Genomic DNA, 19627 nt, shown 5'->3' with positions numbered 1-19627 from the left:
TTTTGCATTACACTTTAAGTAACGATTATAAATATGGAGGGCTCTCTATGATTGATATACTGCTCGTAGACGATGAACCGAGAATGCTTGAATTATTAACGCTTTATCTTACACCAATTGGATATAACTGCGTATGTGCGACTTCAGGAGAAGAAGCTATTTTACATATAGAAAATCGAAACTTTAAATTTGTTTTACTCGATATTATGATGCCAAAGATGGACGGATGGGAAACGTGCAAAAAAATCCGATCTTTTAGTAACATTCCTATTATTATGGTTACAGCTCGTGATCAAACAGTAGATGTCGTTCAAGGATTAAAAATTGGAGCCGATGATTACGTAACGAAACCTTTCCATGAAGAAGAACTTTTCGCAAGAATTGAAGCCGTTTTAAGACGTACAAATGAACATAAACAAATCCAATATCACGGTATTGTATGGGATGAAACAAAACACTTCGTTTCTGTCCATAATGAAGAACTCCTTCTCACACCAATTGAATTTTCTTTACTCGGATTATTTTTACGCCATGTGAACTACGTATTAAACCGTGATCAGCTCATCGAACGAATTTGGGGGTTAAACACAAATACAGAAGATCGCACAGTCGATTCACATATTCGTAATTTACGTGATAAATTGCGAAAAGCAAATTTCCCTATTGATCATCATTTAAAAACCGTGTATGGAGTAGGTTATCGATGGATTAATACTGAACAGTAAGGGGCAAAACGATGAAACGAATTTCAATTCAATTCGGATTTTATTTTTTAATTGTTACACTTTTAATTGAAAGTGTTCTCTTTATTTTGCTCTATTATAGTCTTGTAAACACTAGAGTAAATGAAGAAATGACAGCTTTATTAAAGCGAGGAAATAGTCATCGAGATGTACTTGAAAAATATTACGATGAGCAAACCATCTCTCACGTAGCATTAATGGAATCTGAAGCTGAAACAACTGTCGTTATTACAAATGCAAATAAAGAAATACTAGCTAAATCTAACGAAATAAACACGACTATAAACGATCATATTAGTAAAATGCAAACTCGAACAGACCATAATGGAGCGATTATAGAAAATCATTGGAAAACATCTAATTATATATGTACAGTTAGCCCCATTGTAGTAGATGGAAAACATGAAGGCTATGTGTACATGTTTCTTGGAACAGAATCAATTGAAAAGTTAGTTAATGGATTAACGAAACAATTCATTATTGCTGGTGCCATCACGTTTCTACTCACAGTCATCACAATTTTCCTATTATCTCGATTATTAACAAAACCATTGTTACACATGAAACATGCCACTGAAAAAATGAGTAAAGGTGATTTATCTGTTTCATTAACAACTACTCGAAATGATGAAATTGGTGAACTAGCATCATCTATTCAGACGCTCGCAAATGATCTACATTATATGAAAACAGAGCGAAGTGAATTTCTAGCAAGTGTTGCTCACGAATTACGAACACCGTTAACATACGTAAGAGGTTATGCTGACATTGCTTTAAAAGAAAGCACCCCTTCTGAACAACGTTTGCGATATTTATCAATTATAAAAGATGAGTCTGATTACATTACAAACTTAGTTCAAGATTTATTTTCACTTGCACAAATGGAACAACATAACTTTTCTATTCAAGTAAAGGAAGTGCATTTACACACCTTCCTTACGCGTATATGTGAAAAAGTAAACGCCATGTATAAAGAAAGGTACATTAAAGTTTCTTTCTCTTGTCCTCCTACACTGCTAGTAAACTTAGATGAACAACGATTCGAACAAGTTGTTGTGAATATTTTAAATAACGCTTATAGACATTCAAAAGAGCATTCTCATATAAACATTTCTGTTACAGAAGAACATAAACATATTTCCATTGCAATTGAAGATGAAGGCGAAGGTATTCCGCTTGAAGACCTCCCTCACATTTTCGAACGCTTTTATCGAGTTGATAAAGCAAGATCACGAGCTACAGGTGGAACTGGTTTAGGACTATCTATCGTGAAAGAAATTGTAGAGCTACACGGCGGGACGATTACTGTCACGAGTGAAGTTGATCATGGATCTTGTTTTATCATTTCATTACCATCTGTAAAGAAACACGACTACCATCAGTAGTCGTGTTTCTTTATCCCGCATTAACGGGCAGTAAGACCCCCTACATCAAAATTCAGCGGAAGCAAAGAAGTTAGGTGGGGGATCAACTGCCCGTAAAAGCCCGATTGGTTCAACTAATAATCAGTGGGAGATGAACAAAACCCCCACTGATTAAAGTTTCACTTTATCATTTTACTTTATAATATAAATTTACAAATTGCCCAAAACGTTTCGTATCCGTTAAAGTTAAATTAATTTCTGGATTCTTTTCTTTAAATAATGGGACACCTGAGCCTAATATATGCGGTGTAATCGTAACAATATATTCATCAATTAGATTATTTTTAAAGAATTCTCTCAGTAGCTCTCCTCCACCAACCATCCATATTTTAGACCCTTCTTGTGCTTTTAACCTTTTTGTAAACTCCACTACATCTTCATTTACAAATTCCACGTTTCCGTCTGAACCTTTTTCTGAACGAGAAAAAACATAACATGCTTTATCTAAGTACGGGAATGTTTCCGTATGCTCTACTACATAATCGTACGTTTTCTTTCCCATAATTATTGTATCAATCGTTTCGTACATTTCTGTATAACCATTATCTCCCTCTCCTTCCGTTTCCATTAACCACTCTAAATCATCATTTTCTTTCGCAATATATCCATCTAAACTCGCCGCTATAAATAAAACTATTTCACGTGACATATCTTTTCCTCCTTGTATCTCATCTTGATAACATATGATGTAAACAATATACTAACAATAAAACATGACAATTTATGTCACGTTAAAAAGAAAAGGTGATACATTTGTCAAAAGCTAAACGCTTATTAGATATTCTTATATTTGCTTCTGCGAAAAAAACATTTACAGCTCAAGAAATAGCTGATGAATTTAATATTTCCGTTCGTACGGTTCATAGATACATTTTAGATTTAAGTGATATGGGGTTGCCCATTTACGCAGAACAAGGTCGTAACGGCGGCTATAAAGTATTAACGAATAGAGTAATTCCGCCTATTTTATTTACGGAAGAAGAAGCAGTCTCTATCTTTTTTGCTTTTCAATCTTTAAGTTACTATCGCGACTTACCTTTTAACACAGAAATCAATTCCGTTACACATAAACTGTATAGCTCCCTACAACATGATGCGAAAGTGAAAGTTGATAAAATACGTTCTTACATCGCTTTTTGGAATCCGAAGCGCACAATTGATACACCTCTTTTAAACGAAGTGTTAACCGCGGCTATTGAAAATAAAAATTTACACTTTCAATACGAATCTAAATCGGGGTTAAAAACAAAACATGTTCATCCTATCGGTGTATATGCTCATGACGGGCTATGGTACTTACCGTCCTATGACTATGGCAGGAAAAAAGTATTACTGTATCGCATCGATCGTATTCTTTCCATATTATCAACGGAAGAAAATGAGGATACATTCATGAATTTAGAAGAGTGGTTTGCCTCTAACTCTAACGTAGTACACATCCCTACTCAGTTACATGTTTTACTGACAACAGAAGGCGTACGCCAATGTAAAAGCGTCCCTTATCTTGAGGAATTCGTTATAATAAACGAGGATGGGACAGGATATATAAATTCAACAATTGATAAAGGAGAAATCAATTTTATTACCCCTTTATTTTATAGACTCGGAAAAAATGCAAAAGTTTTAGAACCGACAGAATTGATAGATGGTTTACGTATACGTGCGAAAGAAATTTTACATATGTATGGAGACGAAAAAAGCTGCTAAATATAAGCAGCTTTTTCGTCGATTTGTTTCTATTATTTTGATTGTTGACGAATATCGAACCACCAACGATTTTTCTCATTCATATTCTCATTGCCACTAAACCCACTGTAACGGAAAGCATCAAGGAAGATTGAATCTAGCTTATCCTCATCTACAAAATAACCTAAGTTAACCTTCACCGTTTGTCCTGGTGTGATACTGCCAATATTGTAAAAGCTTTTCCCTTCTCCGTGAGGTTCTAAATAATCAACTTCGCCCGTCATAATATTTTTTTCTGTAATTCCATCTCTTTCAGCGTAATTCCATACATTCCCCTTACTTTTAAGCACTTGTATGGATGGATGCATATAGATTTCTTCTGTCGCCTGTTTACCTATATTTTTCACTGTTGTTGTCAGGTAGACAAATTTAGGATGAATTAATTTTGATTCTACTAATTGATCAATTGAATCTTTACCATTTCCAACTTTATATTCATCCCGTCTATATGGTATCAATTGTCCAGCTTGATCCAAAGCCTGATTCCTACTTAGTATTCCTAAGCCCAGTTCATTAAAGTTTTCTTGTTTAAAATCTTTGATTGAATCAAAAACTTCAACCTTTTCTATCACATATTCAATTTTGCTGTTATCCATGATAATCGTTACTGGAACTTTTTGTCCTATATGAAATAGTCGTTTACTATCTTTTTTCAAAGGAATCACCTTAGTTTTTTTAGGCTTACTTTCGTCGCTAAAATACTTTTTATCATAATCTGTTATATGTGATGCCTTTTCTTTTGACGTAGGCTCAAGTGAAATACTCCCTAACACATCCACCATTTGTTCTTCATTTATATCGTTTCCAATATAACTTTGTAACATGATCCCTTCTTCCTCAAAGAATAGAAAAACTACCCTGTCCATCATTAAATCTTTGTTACCAGTTTCTCTATGGACAATTACTGCCTTCTTACCATTTATCTCTTTTTCTTCATAACTTTTCGAGTACAGAGTTGGAAAATCTGAATTTCCCCCTACTCTCCAAAGAACGAATGAAAAGCCTCCATTTGCATAGTTATCTTTAAATGAATATTTCATAGCAGAGTCATCAATTGCTTCCATATTTTCTGGCAATTTACCAACCTTCAACTTATACCACTGATCACTCTTTTTCGAATCCTTATTTGTTAAGGAAACATTTACTTCATAATTTTGTTTTTGAACAATCATATTATAGACTTTTACTGCACCAAAAACGGTTGTCGGCATACCAATCAATAAGCAGGCAGCAGCGATTAACATACGATGTCTTTTACTCTTTTTCTGTGGTCGCTCGCCCTTCAGCTTCATTTCCTCCATAAACAGTTTCTTTTTGCGCGTATATGTATGTGAAAATTCATGTTGTTCTTCGGATTTATCAAAATCATCTAAAGCAATTTTTTCAGCAAGTTCATATATTTCTTTGGAGTTCTTTGAATTCGTCATGTTGTATACCTCCTATCATATTTTGGACTCGTTTTCGAGCGCGTTCAAACTGCTTGCGGACATTAGCCTCCGTAATCCCCATTACACTTGAAATTTCTTGATACGTTAAGTTATAGAAGACTTTATACTTAAACACCTGTCTGTTAGATTCATTTAACTCTTTTAGCAATGTATCAATTTGAACCTCAGACATTTTACGTTTTTCCCACTCTTCAATATTTTCATCTACTGCTTCTATTGATTCTCTTTCATATTCTTCTAAAAATGTTTCATGTCGTTTATTTTTCCGGTAACTATCAATCGCCTTGTTTTTCGCGATCCTCAAAATATAGCGTTTAAGCTCTTCAGTGCTCAAGCTATGGAGCTTTTCCAAGTTCTTATAAAGAGTAATAAACGTCTCTTGAACCGTATCTTCAGCCTGTTGAATATTATTTAAAATAGAATAAGCTACATAATAAATTTTTTGTTCATACAACTCATATAGCTCTTCCATCTTTTCATAATCTTTGTTTGTAACTTTCATATAATTCCTCCTCTCACTCTATATAACGAATGAGCACTGTAACTTTGTGACACTGCAAAATCTTTTTATAGATAAAATTTAATAATAGAATAAACAAAAGCCCAATTTCTCTATTTTAACTGAGAAATTGGGCTTTTTAATATTAGAATTTTCCTGACTGTATCTCTAAGAAAAATTCTTTTACACCTTTTCAATATGTATTATTTGCTCTATCGCTTCTTTTAACAAATGCTTTGTCTCTTCAAAGTTATGATTCTGTTTTTCTCCCGATTGTACCATATAAAACTCAGCAAACGGGCGCTCTTTATATCTTGGTACGACATGCATATGGTAATGTGTTAACTCGTTAAATACTCCACCATTTTGACAAACTGTAACTCCATCTGGTTTGTATAATGCCTTAATCGCTTTTGCAATAAGCTTAGAAGCATCCATAACGGATTTTGCTACAACATCATTTAATTCATCTACTTCTACAACATGCTGCTTCGGCACAATTAAAGTATGACCTGGATAGAAAGGTTCATGATCTAAAAAACATGTTACATACTCATCTTCGTATACTCTATATATTTTTTCCTCTTCATTTGCTAATTTACAACCTAAACATTCCATCATACTTTCTCCCTTTATTAAAAACATAAAAACGTGAGAGCCGTATTCTCACGTTTTTATGTTTCATTTTATTAGTTCAATTGTTTCCGTAACCTTTATACTATCTTTTACAGATTGAACAATCGTACAATTTTTCACTGCAAGTTGCAGCGCCTTGTCCAGCTGCTCTTCTGTAATGTTTTCTGCTTTAATTTTATAGTGCAAATGAACACTTTCAACTGGCTTCGATAAAGCTTCACTTCTACCAATTTCAGTTTCGATTGTAAACGTATCATATGTAATACGTTTCTTTTCTAAAATTGTTCGAAAGACAATTGCACTACATCCTGCGATAGAAGAAATGAGTAATTGTAACGGTGAATACCCGTTTTCTTTTCCAATCACTAATTGACCATACGATAAATCTGCTTCTATATCATCGTGTTTGATTGTTAGTTTCATTTGTTTTTTCCATCTCCACTTTCATCGGTTTCTGCCGTTTCTTACTAATATAATAATATATATAGCAGAAAATGATAAATGGAATACCACAGTATAACGCCATTCTTTGTTCAGGAATAAACGCTAAACTAATAACAACGATGCTATTTGTAATTAAGGCTAAAATTGGGACAATTGGGTATAGTGGTGTTCTATACTTTAAGTCCTCTAACTTTCCTCCGCCTTTTATATACTGACTTCTAAAGCGAAGTTGCGATAGAGCAATAATGATCCAACTTGAAACAGCCGATAAACCAGCTATCGATAATAAATACATGTATACTGTATCTTCTGCAAGGAAACTTGTGAATAGAGATAATCCAGCTACCGCAATCGTTACGACTAGCGCTGTAATTGGAATACCACGCTTATTTACTTTCTGGAAGGAAGTTGGTGCCATTCCCTCATTTGCAAGTGACCATAGTATACGCGTCGCTGCATATAATCCAGAGTTCGCTACAGATAATAACGCAGTAATAATAACGAAGTTCATAATATCAGCTGCGTATGGAATACCAATTTTATCAAATACGACTACGAATGGACTTTCAATTACGCCTGCTTCTTTCCAAGAAATTAATCCTACTAAAATCGTCATTGTTAAAATGAAGAATAACATAATGCGCCATACTGTATTACGGATTGCACGTGGAATTGTTTTTTCTGGATTTTCACTTTCTCCCGCTGCAATTCCGATTAACTCTGTTCCTTGGAACGAGAAGTTAACTGTAATCATTGTAAGTAATACGGCAGCTAGTCCATTCGGGAAAAGTCCACCATCGCTTACAAAGTTAGAGAAAAGAGGTGCTGCTTCTTTTCCGTCATATGATATAAATCCTAATAATGCACTACCACCAAGCACAACAAATGCAAGAATTGTAATTACTTTAATACTAGAGAACCAAAATTCTAATTCGGCATAACTTTTCGCCGAAATTGCGTTTGAAGCATATAAAATAACACCGAATACAAGGCACCATACCCAAACATCAACATTTGGAAACCATCTTTTCATCATTAAACCGATTGACGTTAATTCTAGACCCACTGTTACTGCCCAGCCGAGCCAGTATAACCAGCCAATCATAAAGCCCGTTCCTGGTCCAATAAACTTCGTCGCATACTTTTGGAAAGATCCTGAAACCGGCATCGCTACCGTTAACTCTCCAAGACAAAGCATTGTTAAATACATAATAAATCCGCCTACTAAATATGAAAGGATGGCTCCCCCTGGTCCAGCCTGATTAATGGTGTAACCTGAACCTAAGAAGAAACCAGTTCCGATTACACCACCAAGTGCGATCATAAATAAATGTCTACTCTTCATCGTACGATGTAATTTCTCATTCGTTGGTTGCTGCATCTAAATCCTCCCCCTACCATACCCCTATATCCTGTTAAAATTTTCTGATAATAAAAATATACACGAAAGCGATTACATTTTCTATATAAAATTAAAACTTTTCTGATAAAACAATATAAAAATCGAATTATTGCAAGATTCAGATTCTATTTAGAGGAAAATAAGGATAAACAAGGAAAAAACCCTTACATATATTGTAAGAGTCAACGGAGTTCTAATCTTCTCGATAAAATTGATAAACTATAATTTACGATAAAGTACATACAAGCTACTACTATAAACGTCGGAATCATGTAATTCACATTTTGCCCGCTAATAATTTGAGCATTATGCATAAGCTCAGGGAGTGATATAACAACCGCTAGCGACGTATCCTTCAGCAATGAAATAAATTGACTGACAAGCGGCGGAACCATTCTCCTTAATGCTTGTGGCAAAATAATATGCCAAAGCGCTTGAACATACGTTAATCCCGAAGATCTTGCAGCTTCAACCTGCCCTTTTTCAATAGACAATAGACCACTTCTAACAATTTCAGATATCATTGCTGCCTCAAATATTGTTAAAGCAACAATTGCAGCTGTTATAATTTCTAATTTCAAGCCTGCTTCTGGAAGTGCAAAATACGTGAAAAATATAATTAACAGTAGTGGTAAGTTTCGAATCACTTCAACTATAACTCCTAATACTTGTGAGACGACAGGTATTTTCGTGTAGCGCAATATACCGATTACACTTCCAATAATAAAACTAAGTACAATTGCTATGAGCGCTACCTCTAATGTTATAAGTAATCCTTTTAATAAAAATAGAATATGATCTCCTGTAATTGCTCCCTTGAAATCCATTTACACCGCCTCCTTTGCTAAGCGTTTTTCTAAATAACGCACTAGCATACTGAGCGGAATTGTTAATATTAAATAAAACATCCCGACAAATATATAAACATCAAACGTAACAAACGTCTTCGTTGAAATTAAATCTCCTTGATACATTAAATCAGCACCAGCAATAATTCCAAGTATTGAAGAGTTTTTAACTAAATTGAGAAACTGGTTTCCTAAAGGGGGAATTACAATTTTCACTGCTTGGGGTAAGACAACATAATACATCGCCTGCACATACGTTAGCCCTGAAGAGCGAGCAGCTTCCATCTGCCCTTTCGCAACTGATAAAATACCAGCGCGAATTACTTCTGCAATAAAAGCTGCCGTATATACCGTAAGCGTAACTGTTCCTGCTACAAAACCATTTAAAGTAATTCCTATTACAGGTAAAGCAAAATAGAATATAAATGCAATTAATACAAGTGGAATATTTCTTACAAACTCCACAAAAGCTGATCCTATCCAATTTAAAATGCGAATAGGTGCAATACGCATTACTGCCAAAATTACTCCTAAAATAAAACTACCTATCAATGCAATTACACTAGACATAACTGTATATTTAAACCCTTCTAAATACATATCAATGTTATTCGTTAATATAGAAAAATCAGGCACATATTCTCCCCTCTTTCTTTACAAGAAGAGGATGAGTACTCTCATCCTCTCACTTTTACTATCTACTTTTCTGGTTTTTGTCCAATCCACTTCTCATATAATTTGTCATACTCCCCGCTTGCTTTCATGTCTTTAATTAAAGTATTAATCTCTTTCGTTAAATCATCTGCCCCTTTTTGCACTGCAATTCCATACGGTTCATCTGTGAAAATTTTTCCTACTACTTCATAATTAGAATCTTGTTTTGCCATTCCGTAAAGGATCGCATTATCTGTCGTTAACACATCACCTTTACCTGCCTTTAACGCTGTAAATGCCTCACTATAATTTTCAAACTCTAATACAGTCGCTTCTGGTGACTTTTGACGAATGTTATTTGTAGATGTTGATCCTTTTACAGCTAATACTTTAACGCCTTGTTTTATATCATCGACGCTCTTAATATTGCTTCCTTTTTTCACAAGTAACGATTGTCCTGCTTTAAAATATACATCTGAAAAATCCACTTCTTTTTTGCGTTCTTCCGTAATTGTCATTGTTGCAATAATTGCATCAATATCACCATTTTTCAGCATTGGAATGCGTGTTTTAGACGTTACTTCTTTCAGCTCTAGCTTCTTTTCATCTCCAAGAATCTTTTTCGCCAGTGCCTTGGCGACATCAACATCGAATCCTTCTACCTGCCCTGTTGAAGGATTTTTTAATCCAAATAAATTCGTATCATTCTTCACCCCAACTACTAATTTCCCTCGTTTCTTAATTTGCTCAACAGCCCCGCCTTGCTTCGTATTTGTTTCCTTTGCCTCATCTTTCTTACTTCCGCATCCAGCAACAACAAGCACGAATAAACATGAAAATACGATTAAAGTAAATAACTTTTTCATTTTAAGCATGAAATTCCTCCTCTAATGATTTAGCACCCGACTTAAAAATAAACGGGCTCTTTCTTGTTCAGGGTTTGCAAAAAAGTTCGCCGGTGTTGTATCTTCAATAATTTGGCCATCATCCATAAATAAGATCCTATCTGCTACCTCTCTAGCAAATCCCATTTCATGCGTGACAACGACCATTGTCATCCCTTCTTTAGCCAGTGCTTTCATAACATCAAGTACCTCTCCAATCATCTCTGGATCAAGAGCAGACGTAGGCTCATCGAATAGCATAATTTCCGGCTGCATTGCAAGTCCTCTAGCAATTGCCACCCGTTGCTGTTGTCCTCCGGATAATTGATGTGGATATACGTTAGCCTTCTCAGGGATTCCTACTTTCTCTAAATAAAACATTGCTGTTTTCTCTGCTTCTTCTTTGGAAACTTTATTTACTTTAATCGGTGCTAATGTAATATTTTGAAGAACCGTTTTATGTGGATATAAATAAAAATGTTGAAAGACCATCCCAATATTTCGCCGCAATTCATTCATGTCCGTTTTTTTATTGTGTACCTCTGTATTTTGTACAATTAATTCTCCATCTGTAATTGCCTCTAATTGATTTATACATCGAAGCAATGTACTTTTTCCTGATCCTGAAGGCCCGACAACTACTACCACTTCGCCTTTTTTCACTTGCACATTAATATTTTTCAAAACTTGAAAGTTACCATAATATTTATTTACATTACGAAATTCTATCAACATACTCCCCCTTCCCCTAACAATGCATGTACATTCTTTTTATATTCAAAAATAGTCCCAAAAATAACTTTTAGCTTCAATTTGTCCATAAAAAAAGCAAAGGGTTTCCCCTTTGCTTCTTCATTTTTATTCTATTAAGATACTTCTTCTTTCTTATCTTTCCCGTATTCATGCTCCCAAAAATCAGCATTTTTAATTCCTAATGGCCCTGGATCGAATACTGGATCTTTTCCTTCTTTTTTCTGTTTTTCATAATCCTTTAATGCGACTAATGCAGGTTTTTGTAACAATAAAATCGCAATGATATTTACCCATGCCATAATTCCTACCCCAATGTCGCCTAAAGCCCAAGCCGTTGCTGCTGTTTTTATACAGCCGTAGAATACAGCTCCTAAAAATACAAACTTTAGTACCATGGACATCCAAGGGCGATCTTTATCACGATTTAAGTACGCGATATTCGTTTCTGCAATGTAGTAATACGCCATAATTGTTGTAAACGCGAAGAATAATAACGAGATTGCAACGAAACCATTTCCAAATCCAGGGAAAACAGATTCTACCGCCGCCTGTGTATATCCTGGTCCTGGCTGAGCGCCGTTTAGTTTATTAACGATAAAGTTTTTTCCGCTTGCATCAAATACGTTATACATGCCTGTAATAATCATCATAAATGCTGTTGCTGAACAAACAAATAATGTATCAATGTAAACGGAAAATGCTTGTACTAAACCTTGCTTAGCTGGATGTGATACTTCGGCTGCAGCTGCTGCGTGTGGTCCAGTCCCTTGTCCTGCTTCATTGGAATAAATACCACGTTTTACCCCCCAAGAGATTGCTAAACCGATAATACCACCGAAAGCAGCTTCTAATGCAAATGCACTTCTTATAATTAACATAAATGCTTCTGGCAATTTTTCAATATTCATAGCAACAATGACGCAAGCTACTAAAATATAGCCTATTGCCATAAACGGTACGACAACTTGCGCTACGTTAACAATTCGCTTTACTCCACCGAAAATGATAAGAGCTAATACGACAACTAATATAGCCCCTGATACGGTAGTATTAATACCAAAAGCAGTTTCTAAACTTACAGCAATACTATTTGCTTGTACACCTGGTAGTAAAAGCCCCGTTGCAAGAATTGTCGCTGCAACGAATACTAAAGCATACCATTTCACACCTAAACCTTTTTCAATGTAATAAGCAGGTCCACCACGAAACTGCCCTTGATGTTTCGTCTTATATATTTGCGCGAGTGTTGATTCTACATAAGCTGATCCTGCTCCTAAAAAGGCTACTGCCCACATCCAAAATACAGCTCCTGGTCCACCGAATGCAACCGCTGTTGCTACCCCAGCGATATTCCCTGTTCCAACACGTCCTGATAACGAAAGTGCTAACGCTTGGAATGAAGAAACACCAGCTTCTGATTTTTCCCCTTGAAATGTCAGCTTCACCATTTCTCCTACATGTCTTACTTGTAAAAACTTCGTTCGAATAGAAAAATATAAACCTACTCCTAAACATAAATAAACAAGTGCTGGACTCCAAACAATATTATTTAACCAATTTACGAAAGCTTCCAACATTCCCCCTCCTTTTTATAAAGAATATTCAGAATATATATAAAATTATAAGTGTATACCGAATCTAGGACAATATTATTTTAATAAAGTAAACATATTTTTGTATAAAAAAACAAAGTATATATTTGTTTTATATACTTTGTTTTGAACTAAATGTATTATATATTCACAATTGCTTCTCTTTTAATAATTCTTTCGTATAGCTCTTCTGATAATTTCAAGAAGTTATCAGGCATATCTTTCCCTTTAAACTTCTTTTGAAGCGTTCCATATAAACCTATATCACGTAAACGTAAAAATAGTGGTAACGATTCATACCAACTATCCGCCAGCCTGTGCTCATACTCATATCCTTTTCGTAACACTTGTAACTGTTTACGAGCAAAATCTGTCTTCTCTTCTGCTGTCCACGGTGTAAATAGAACAGAGTAGTATAAAACCATCGCTAAATCATGTATAAAGTAATTATAAGCAGCATCATCAAAATCAAAGATTGTTAGCTCTTTACCATCATAATGAAAATTGCCTTGATGAATATCACCGTGCATAAGACCGAACGTTTCTCTTTCAACTGGAAGAGCCTTAATTTCATCCATTAATACCGCTGCAATCTCTTTCACTTGACCATCTTCTAATTCATTAACAATTCCACTTTCGTCTTCTTCCCACGTATCACGGTAGTCTGTTTTAGGATAATCCATTGTAAGGCGATGCAGTTGCCCAATCGCTTTTCCCCACGCTTCAAAATAAGCATCTCCCCAATAAGGCGATTCTGCTCCTTTTACTTGCTCACCTTTTGCATATATAAATAAAGAAGCGAAAAAGAAAGTCCCATCCTCTGCTACGATTTCTTCTACGAGATTTCGAGACGTTGAATAAAGAGGTCCTGCTACCTTTGCCCCATTCTCCGCAACATATCGTAAAAAATCTAGTTCAGCCTCTACCTCTTGTTTAGAACGATGAGAAGAATGTGTTAAACGTAATACATAATCTTCATCATTATCACCCTTCGCCTTAAAAATATAATTCTCAAAATCTCCAAGTGGCTTTTCTTCTACTGTTACATGAAACAAATTCGCTGCTCTTTTTAAAATCTCTTTCGTAAAAACACGTTCTACAGCTATTTCCATATATATCCCTCCTATATATCTTCTTAATTCGACACAAATGTTAGAAGTACTGCTATGAATAATCTAAAAACAAAAAAGGTTGAGTCACTAAATCAACCTTTACATTATTAAAAGTTTTATTTATCAATTCTTCATCAATTGATTCTCGTATATAACATTTATTTTTATTTCTCTTCACCTTTTGTCTGCATTGAATTGAAAGTCCAATTTAATTTTAATGAATCTCCTTGAAATACATTTTGCTCTGCATTATTATCTACAAATGTGAACATTACATAGAAAGTATCATCATCACCAGGAGCAAGTCCATTTCCTTCTCGGTCTACAACACCTTTTTGTACAAGATCAGGAATACTTCCATTTTGCGTAGATACCTTTAATTCAGATAATGTAGTAGACCAAATTGGAACCTCATTTTTATCCAAATTCCACAAGAAATCAACACGGATATGATCACCAAAATCAGCATTTCCATTATCTCCTTTAGCATCGATTACACTGTAATCTGTCAGGAGTTTCACATCTCCTATTGCTAAAGTTCCTTTGTTTACTAATTGAAAACCACGCTCCATTTCATCACCTGGTTTAATATTATCGACATTAATAACAACTTCAGGGTTCACACTCAAATCTAAAGTACCCGCTGCAAAAGTGTTTTGTGACACTTCCTTATCACTAAAATACGCATATGTTCCCCCGCCAATTAAAGATAAGCCAAGTGCTGCAGTTACAACACCCATACCAAGTTTTTTCTTAATACTCATTTCACAAGTCCCCCTATTTTTAAAGTTCAAACTACAAACCTTATTTCCATCCCACAAAATAATTTAAGCAACTACCTTGTCCCACAGCGAAAGTGAACCAAATTTAAACTAGTTACTTCATATATCAAAACGACTATTACTTTTAAAATAACCGGTAATGTTACCGTAAATCATTACCGGTTATTTGTTAGCCAATCTCATTTCATTTACTATTCATTGTCTGATTGCATTATTTACTCTAGAAGTTTGCCCACTTATTTTTTTGGTTCTAAGCCAATAGAGCGTAAGATTTTATCTAATGTCACTGGACCTACATTTTCTTTCGGTTTCTGATTTTCTTTAGCATCTGGACTCTTTTTCAAGAAGTTTTTCTCAATAAAACGAATATCTGTTTCATCTACAACACCATCTTGATTTATATCTCCATCTTTTACAGATACTTTTCCTTTTCCATACGATAAAGCTGCTATTCTAGCATCTTGAATGTCTACCATTTTATCTCCATTTACATCACCTGCAAGGTTATCATCCATGTCAACTCTAAAGTTTTGTCCCACTAATTCACCGTCTTGCACCTTCCCTATTTTTGTTGTTAATTTACTATTTAAATGACCTGGCATTTCTACGAAAATATCATATTCTTTATCGCTTACTGGGACACTATGAATTTCAAATTGCCCGTTATCACCAATCGTTCCTGTATATTTCTTTCCATCCTTGCCAACTGCGTACACTTTTGCTCCTAGTTTTGTATAGTCTTTCTTACCTAAATACCCCTCTTCATTCAAGAAAGCTTCCGGGCCAATATACCCTGTAATCGTTGAATGTTTCGAAACAATAGCAAAAGATTTATCTTTAAACGCAGGAATCTCAATGCCTTCTGATGCAACAGCTTTTGTATAAGAGAACTTCTCTACTCCAAATGCAGTTAAATCATTAAAGTATTCATCGTTCGTCATCTCGAATGTAACATCTAAAAATGGTGTATCTCCATCTAATCCTTTAAATTCTTTTCCTTCTAATGATGCCCCAACTTTCACCTTGTTTTCCCAAGCTCCTTCTTCACTTATCTTCGGATCTTCTAATTTAAGGTTCAGTCCATGTTGTTTTACATATTCCGTAAGTGCTGGATTTGGTTTCACATCTGTAAATTTAAAGAGCTGCTTGTAATAAGGAATTTCAAATGTACCTGACATAAGCTGTTTTACATTATTAAGATTCAAAGTTAATGTAATTTTCTCTCCTAATTTGATTTTATCTTTGTCATAACTTGGAACAGCGTATTCTGTCCCTTCCTTTACAAAGACGTAATCTTTATATCCAGTTGCCATATTCCCTGCAGTTGCAAGATCATATCCAAATAATTTTAAATTTAACGGCTCGTTTATTTCCTCTGGAAGTACTCCAAATTTAAAATCACCATTTGCTTGAATTGTATTCAGCCAACCTGATGGAAAGGCTGAGTTTTGATAATATACAATTTGGTTCGCTTTTTGATCATACTGCAAGCCTTTTGCCTTCAATGCATCTACTGTAGAATCATAAATATTACCATGCACCCATAATGCACGTTGGCCGTCTTCTTCTTTAAACATAGAATCATTGACTTCATGTATACCAGGTTGTACATCCTTAAATTTCATTTCCGGTATAACATTATCAATGATAATGCTATCGCCTTTTGTATACGATTTTCCTTCTTTATCATATCCAACGAAGTTCAATTCGTAATCTCCATCAGGCAACATAACAGGTTTATCCCCAATTGGATGAGCTGGATCTCCTGTGAATGGAAGTACATACCCTCCCATACCAGAAAACATTATATATTCAATATTCGGTGTTAGACTACTTGCATTAAGTGTACCAACGACTCCTAATGCCTTTCCTGTCTTTCGGTCCTTCACAACTGCATCAATAGTTTCAAGAGGACTATTTAGTTTAAATGTCAAAGGCGAACTTGGTCTCTCCATAAACGGATGGAATTTAGATGCATCTGTTGCCATTGCATCTCTCAGTAAATCTACAGACGCAATCCCTTTTTCTGTGAATTTAACTGCAAATGGTACTTGATATACTTCTTTTTCATTGTTTTTATTTGAAATATGAATATAGCCCTCATATCTACCAAATTCAGCGTTTTCTGGAATGATAATTTCAGGGCTAATTTCCTCTGATGTACTAGGAGCTACTTTAATAGAATCTGGTACATTTAGCTTCACACCATTCTTCGCTGCATCTTGCACACCTACACTTGTAGATGAAAACTCTACTTCTAATTTAAACTCTTTTCCATCAGTTTTACTGCTGTTCTTAATTAAGACTTTTCGACTATCTTTAATAGGCCCATTTTCAATTTGATTTTTATACCCAAACGCAATAGAACCTGTTTTTTCTTCAATTTCTACTTCTTCATCATCTACAACGTTTGATGTTTTATCGATAACCTCGATAGATGTATCTGCATGAACTGCACGATATGCATCAATTCGTCCAGAGCCCACCTCAAATACAGAACGCTCTTCTTTTAGGTCAACTGCGGTATTCATAAGTGCTTCTTTTACTTCAAATGGACTATAGTTTGGATGTTCTTGTAAAATAAGTGCCGCTACCCCTGCAGTATGAGGAGTTGCCATAGATGTACCTGACATACGTCCATACGCTACCGGATAATTTTCTCCATCTTTTGGATCATTAATATATTCAGGAACAGTTGAGAAAATAGACACACCTGGTGCTACAATATCTGGCTTAATATCATCTGTTTTAGTTGCAGGACCACGGGAGCTGAAATCAGCCAAGTGATCTCCCTCTGTTTTTATATTACTAAGTTCTCCAAATGCTAACGACACATCTCCTTGTACAGCTTTTGCTTGCAATTTCTCACCATCTACTTTTGTTAAGCGGAACGATGGAATAGATGAAGTACTTTCCCCAAGATAACTTGTAATTTCCCCATCTACATTGTTGTATACAATTACCGCCTTTGCGCCTGCTTCCTTAGCATTTTTAATTTTTTCATCAAATGTAATCTCACCACGTTGGATAAGAGCTAACTTCCCTTTTACATCTTTCCCTGTAAAATCACCTGATTTCCCAAGCCCTGCATATACAACCGATAAGGATTGTCCTTTCAAATCTTCAATCTTATCAGTAAAGCTTTTTCCAAGTAGCATCATCTTATCTACATGTACATCACCTGCATCGGCGGAAAACGTTGGAATATTCACTGCAGCGTCACTGGCTCCAACTGTAATTGGAAGTGCTGCTGCACTAGGTGATCCTATAGTACCTTCTTCCGGACCACTATTACCAGCTGCTACTACTGTAACAACACCTGCTAACATCGCATTGTTCACTGCAACAGAAGTAGGATATAAAGGATCATTAATAGACGCTCCTAGTGATAAATTGATAACATCCATATCGTCTTTCACTGCTTTATCAATCGCAGCAAGAATACCGCTTGTTTGTCCACTTCCATATGGACCTAATACGCGATATGAATATAAGTCTACATCTGGAGCAACGCCCTTCACTGCATAATCCACACTATTCTGTTTGTCTGCAGCAATTGTCCCAGCTACATGCGTACCGTGGGATGTATAATATGCACTTCCCTCATAAATCTCAGGATATCCTCCAGAATTTTGCCAATCCTTATACGTTGTCTCCATTGGATCAGCATCATTATTAACAAAGTCCCATCCTTTTATTGAGTTCGGATCTATTTTAGTTGGATCTTCACCTTGTTTTGCACGATACCCTTTATATGCATCTTTCAAATCCGGGTGGTTGTAATCAATACCTGTGTCTAGTACACCTACCTTAATTCCTTTTCCTGTTATTTTTTCATCATGTAGCTTGTCTACACCAATTTGTGGTACACTATCTGCCATTTTTGGTTCAACAGCAGTCTTAGCTGTTTCTTTCGGCAAATCAATTTTAACCTCATGATCTTCCCATACGCGCTTAACGATACCGGTACGAACTAAGTCTTCGATTATATTTGCTGGTAAAGAAATCGCTACACCATTAAAAGCATTCTTATATTCTCTTGTTATCTTTGCAGATTTTACATTTGTCCCTTTCTCTTTATTCTTTTGAAGCTGTTCAAGCTCTGCTTTAAACCCTTTATGTGATGCCTCTACCTTTTGTTCCGCATTTGAAAGAGCTATCTTTTTCCCTTTAGCCGCTTGTTTTAATACCTCAATTTTGCTAGGCGCTTGCTTAAATTCTATAATCACATTTACATTATTAGGACTTGCTGTATTGATACCTGGCGAAATAACAAAACCTGGTTTTGTATCTAACGTTTTTAAGGCATTACGTTGTTCCTTTGTAAGGCCTTTTAAGATAGCATCTGCATCATCAATTCCAGTTAAAGTAGATGTATTTACCTCTTCCGCTAATACGTTATATGGAATCCCTTGAGACAATAACATTCCAACTGTTAACGTTCCAATAAGAACCTTTCCAAATTTCCCTCGTTTCATATTGCATCTCCCCATTATTAATATTATTTTTTGAAACAAATTGATTCTTAAATTCCCATGTAGCATCGGAAACTCTATCAATCTCAATCTTTTGTATCATGAAAGATTTCCAACGCCACTACCATCCCCATACCTCATATAGCTAACCACTCACTTTACTCTTTTTATAAGAGCCCCCCATC

The 19627-nt window shown here is 35.3% G+C and carries 17 protein-coding genes; 3 read left to right on the top strand and 14 right to left on the bottom strand.

Annotated elements, in window-relative coordinates:
• Nucleotides 1-47: 47 nt before the first annotated feature.
• Both ACTL4X_RS03390 and ACTL4X_RS03385 read left to right on the top strand, forming a co-directional pair.
• Entirely contained in the window at nt 48-725 is a 678-nt protein-coding gene (locus ACTL4X_RS03390; RefSeq protein ID WP_000565476.1) for a response regulator transcription factor, read from the top strand.
• Between the two features lie 11 nt (nt 726-736).
• On the top strand, nt 737-2128 hold the full coding sequence (locus ACTL4X_RS03385) for a sensor histidine kinase (RefSeq protein WP_000822528.1): 1392 nt from the start codon (nt 737-739) through the stop codon (nt 2126-2128).
• Nucleotides 2129-2294: 166 nt separating this feature from the next.
• On the opposite strand, the gene ACTL4X_RS03380 is transcribed toward ACTL4X_RS03385, so the two are convergent.
• On the bottom strand, nt 2295-2816 hold the full coding sequence (locus tag ACTL4X_RS03380) for a dihydrofolate reductase family protein (protein WP_000085779.1): 522 nt from the start codon (nt 2814-2816) through the stop codon (nt 2295-2297).
• Nucleotides 2817-2920: 104 nt separating this feature from the next.
• On the opposite strand from ACTL4X_RS03380, the gene ACTL4X_RS03375 reads away from it, so the two are divergent.
• Entirely contained in the window at nt 2921-3874 is a 954-nt protein-coding gene (locus tag ACTL4X_RS03375; protein ID WP_000030256.1) for a helix-turn-helix transcriptional regulator, read from the top strand.
• A 32-nt stretch (nt 3875-3906) separates the two neighbouring features.
• On the opposite strand, the gene ACTL4X_RS03370 is transcribed toward ACTL4X_RS03375, so the two are convergent.
• From ACTL4X_RS03370 to ACTL4X_RS03310, 13 genes are all read right to left on the bottom strand, one after another.
• Nucleotides 3907-5340 (bottom strand): ECF-type sigma factor negative effector, encoded by a 1434-nt coding sequence (locus tag ACTL4X_RS03370; protein WP_000185128.1) that lies wholly within the window; start codon nt 5338-5340, stop codon nt 3907-3909.
• Nucleotides 5306-5863: an RNA polymerase sigma factor gene (locus tag ACTL4X_RS03365; RefSeq protein ID WP_000869258.1), complete on the bottom strand. Its 558-nt coding sequence runs from the start codon at nt 5861-5863 to the stop codon at nt 5306-5308. Before ACTL4X_RS03365 ends, ACTL4X_RS03370 begins: the two co-directional genes overlap by 35 nt.
• A gap of 180 nt (nt 5864-6043) precedes the next feature.
• Nucleotides 6044-6481: an HIT family protein gene (locus tag ACTL4X_RS03360; protein ID WP_225989760.1), complete on the bottom strand. Its 438-nt coding sequence runs from the start codon at nt 6479-6481 to the stop codon at nt 6044-6046.
• Nucleotides 6482-6541: 60 nt separating this feature from the next.
• Nucleotides 6542-6919, bottom strand: a complete 378-nt coding sequence (locus tag ACTL4X_RS03355; RefSeq protein WP_000778843.1) for an OsmC family protein — start codon at nt 6917-6919, stop codon at nt 6542-6544.
• On the bottom strand, nt 6894-8321 hold the full coding sequence (locus tag ACTL4X_RS03350; RefSeq protein WP_001187097.1) for an amino acid permease: 1428 nt from the start codon (nt 8319-8321) through the stop codon (nt 6894-6896). The genes ACTL4X_RS03355 and ACTL4X_RS03350 overlap by 26 nt, the downstream gene beginning before the upstream one ends.
• A 203-nt stretch (nt 8322-8524) precedes the next feature.
• A complete protein-coding gene (locus ACTL4X_RS03345) occupies nt 8525-9169 on the bottom strand; it encodes an amino acid ABC transporter permease (RefSeq protein WP_000345960.1) in 645 nt (214 codons plus the stop codon).
• Entirely contained in the window at nt 9170-9826 is a 657-nt protein-coding gene (locus ACTL4X_RS03340) for an amino acid ABC transporter permease (protein WP_001112667.1), read from the bottom strand.
• A 62-nt stretch (nt 9827-9888) separates the two neighbouring features.
• Nucleotides 9889-10719 (bottom strand): glutamine ABC transporter substrate-binding protein GlnH, encoded by an 831-nt coding sequence (glnH, locus tag ACTL4X_RS03335; RefSeq protein ID WP_000916491.1) that lies wholly within the window; start codon nt 10717-10719, stop codon nt 9889-9891.
• A gap of 12 nt (nt 10720-10731) precedes the next feature.
• Nucleotides 10732-11463 carry an amino acid ABC transporter ATP-binding protein gene (locus ACTL4X_RS03330; RefSeq protein WP_006917993.1) on the bottom strand — a complete coding sequence of 244 codons (732 nt, stop codon included), beginning with the start codon at nt 11461-11463 and terminating at the stop codon, nt 10732-10734.
• 131 nt (nt 11464-11594) lie between these two features.
• Nucleotides 11595-13055 carry an alanine/glycine:cation symporter family protein gene (locus tag ACTL4X_RS03325; RefSeq protein WP_000387160.1) on the bottom strand — a complete coding sequence of 487 codons (1461 nt, stop codon included), beginning with the start codon at nt 13053-13055 and terminating at the stop codon, nt 11595-11597.
• Nucleotides 13056-13213: 158 nt separating this feature from the next.
• The gene (locus ACTL4X_RS03320) at nt 13214-14185 is read right to left on the bottom strand and encodes a phosphotransferase enzyme family protein (RefSeq protein ID WP_000401644.1); all 972 of its coding nucleotides are present in this window, start codon (nt 14183-14185) and stop codon (nt 13214-13216) included.
• A gap of 164 nt (nt 14186-14349) precedes the next feature.
• Nucleotides 14350-14949 (bottom strand): TasA family protein, encoded by a 600-nt coding sequence (locus tag ACTL4X_RS03315; protein ID WP_000023366.1) that lies wholly within the window; start codon nt 14947-14949, stop codon nt 14350-14352.
• 254 nt (nt 14950-15203) lie between these two features.
• Complete coding sequence (locus ACTL4X_RS03310; protein WP_441394980.1) at nt 15204-19445, bottom strand: S8 family serine peptidase; 4242 nt, start codon at nt 19443-19445, stop codon at nt 15204-15206.
• Nucleotides 19446-19627 lie beyond the last annotated feature (182 nt).

The organism is Bacillus sp. RE35, assembly GCF_052146655.1.
GTDB classification, from domain to species: Bacteria; Bacillota; Bacilli; order Bacillales; family Bacillaceae_G; genus Bacillus_A; species Bacillus_A cereus.
Note: the sequence above shows the minus strand (reverse complement) of the source record. Positions and strands in the feature narration are given on the sequence as shown.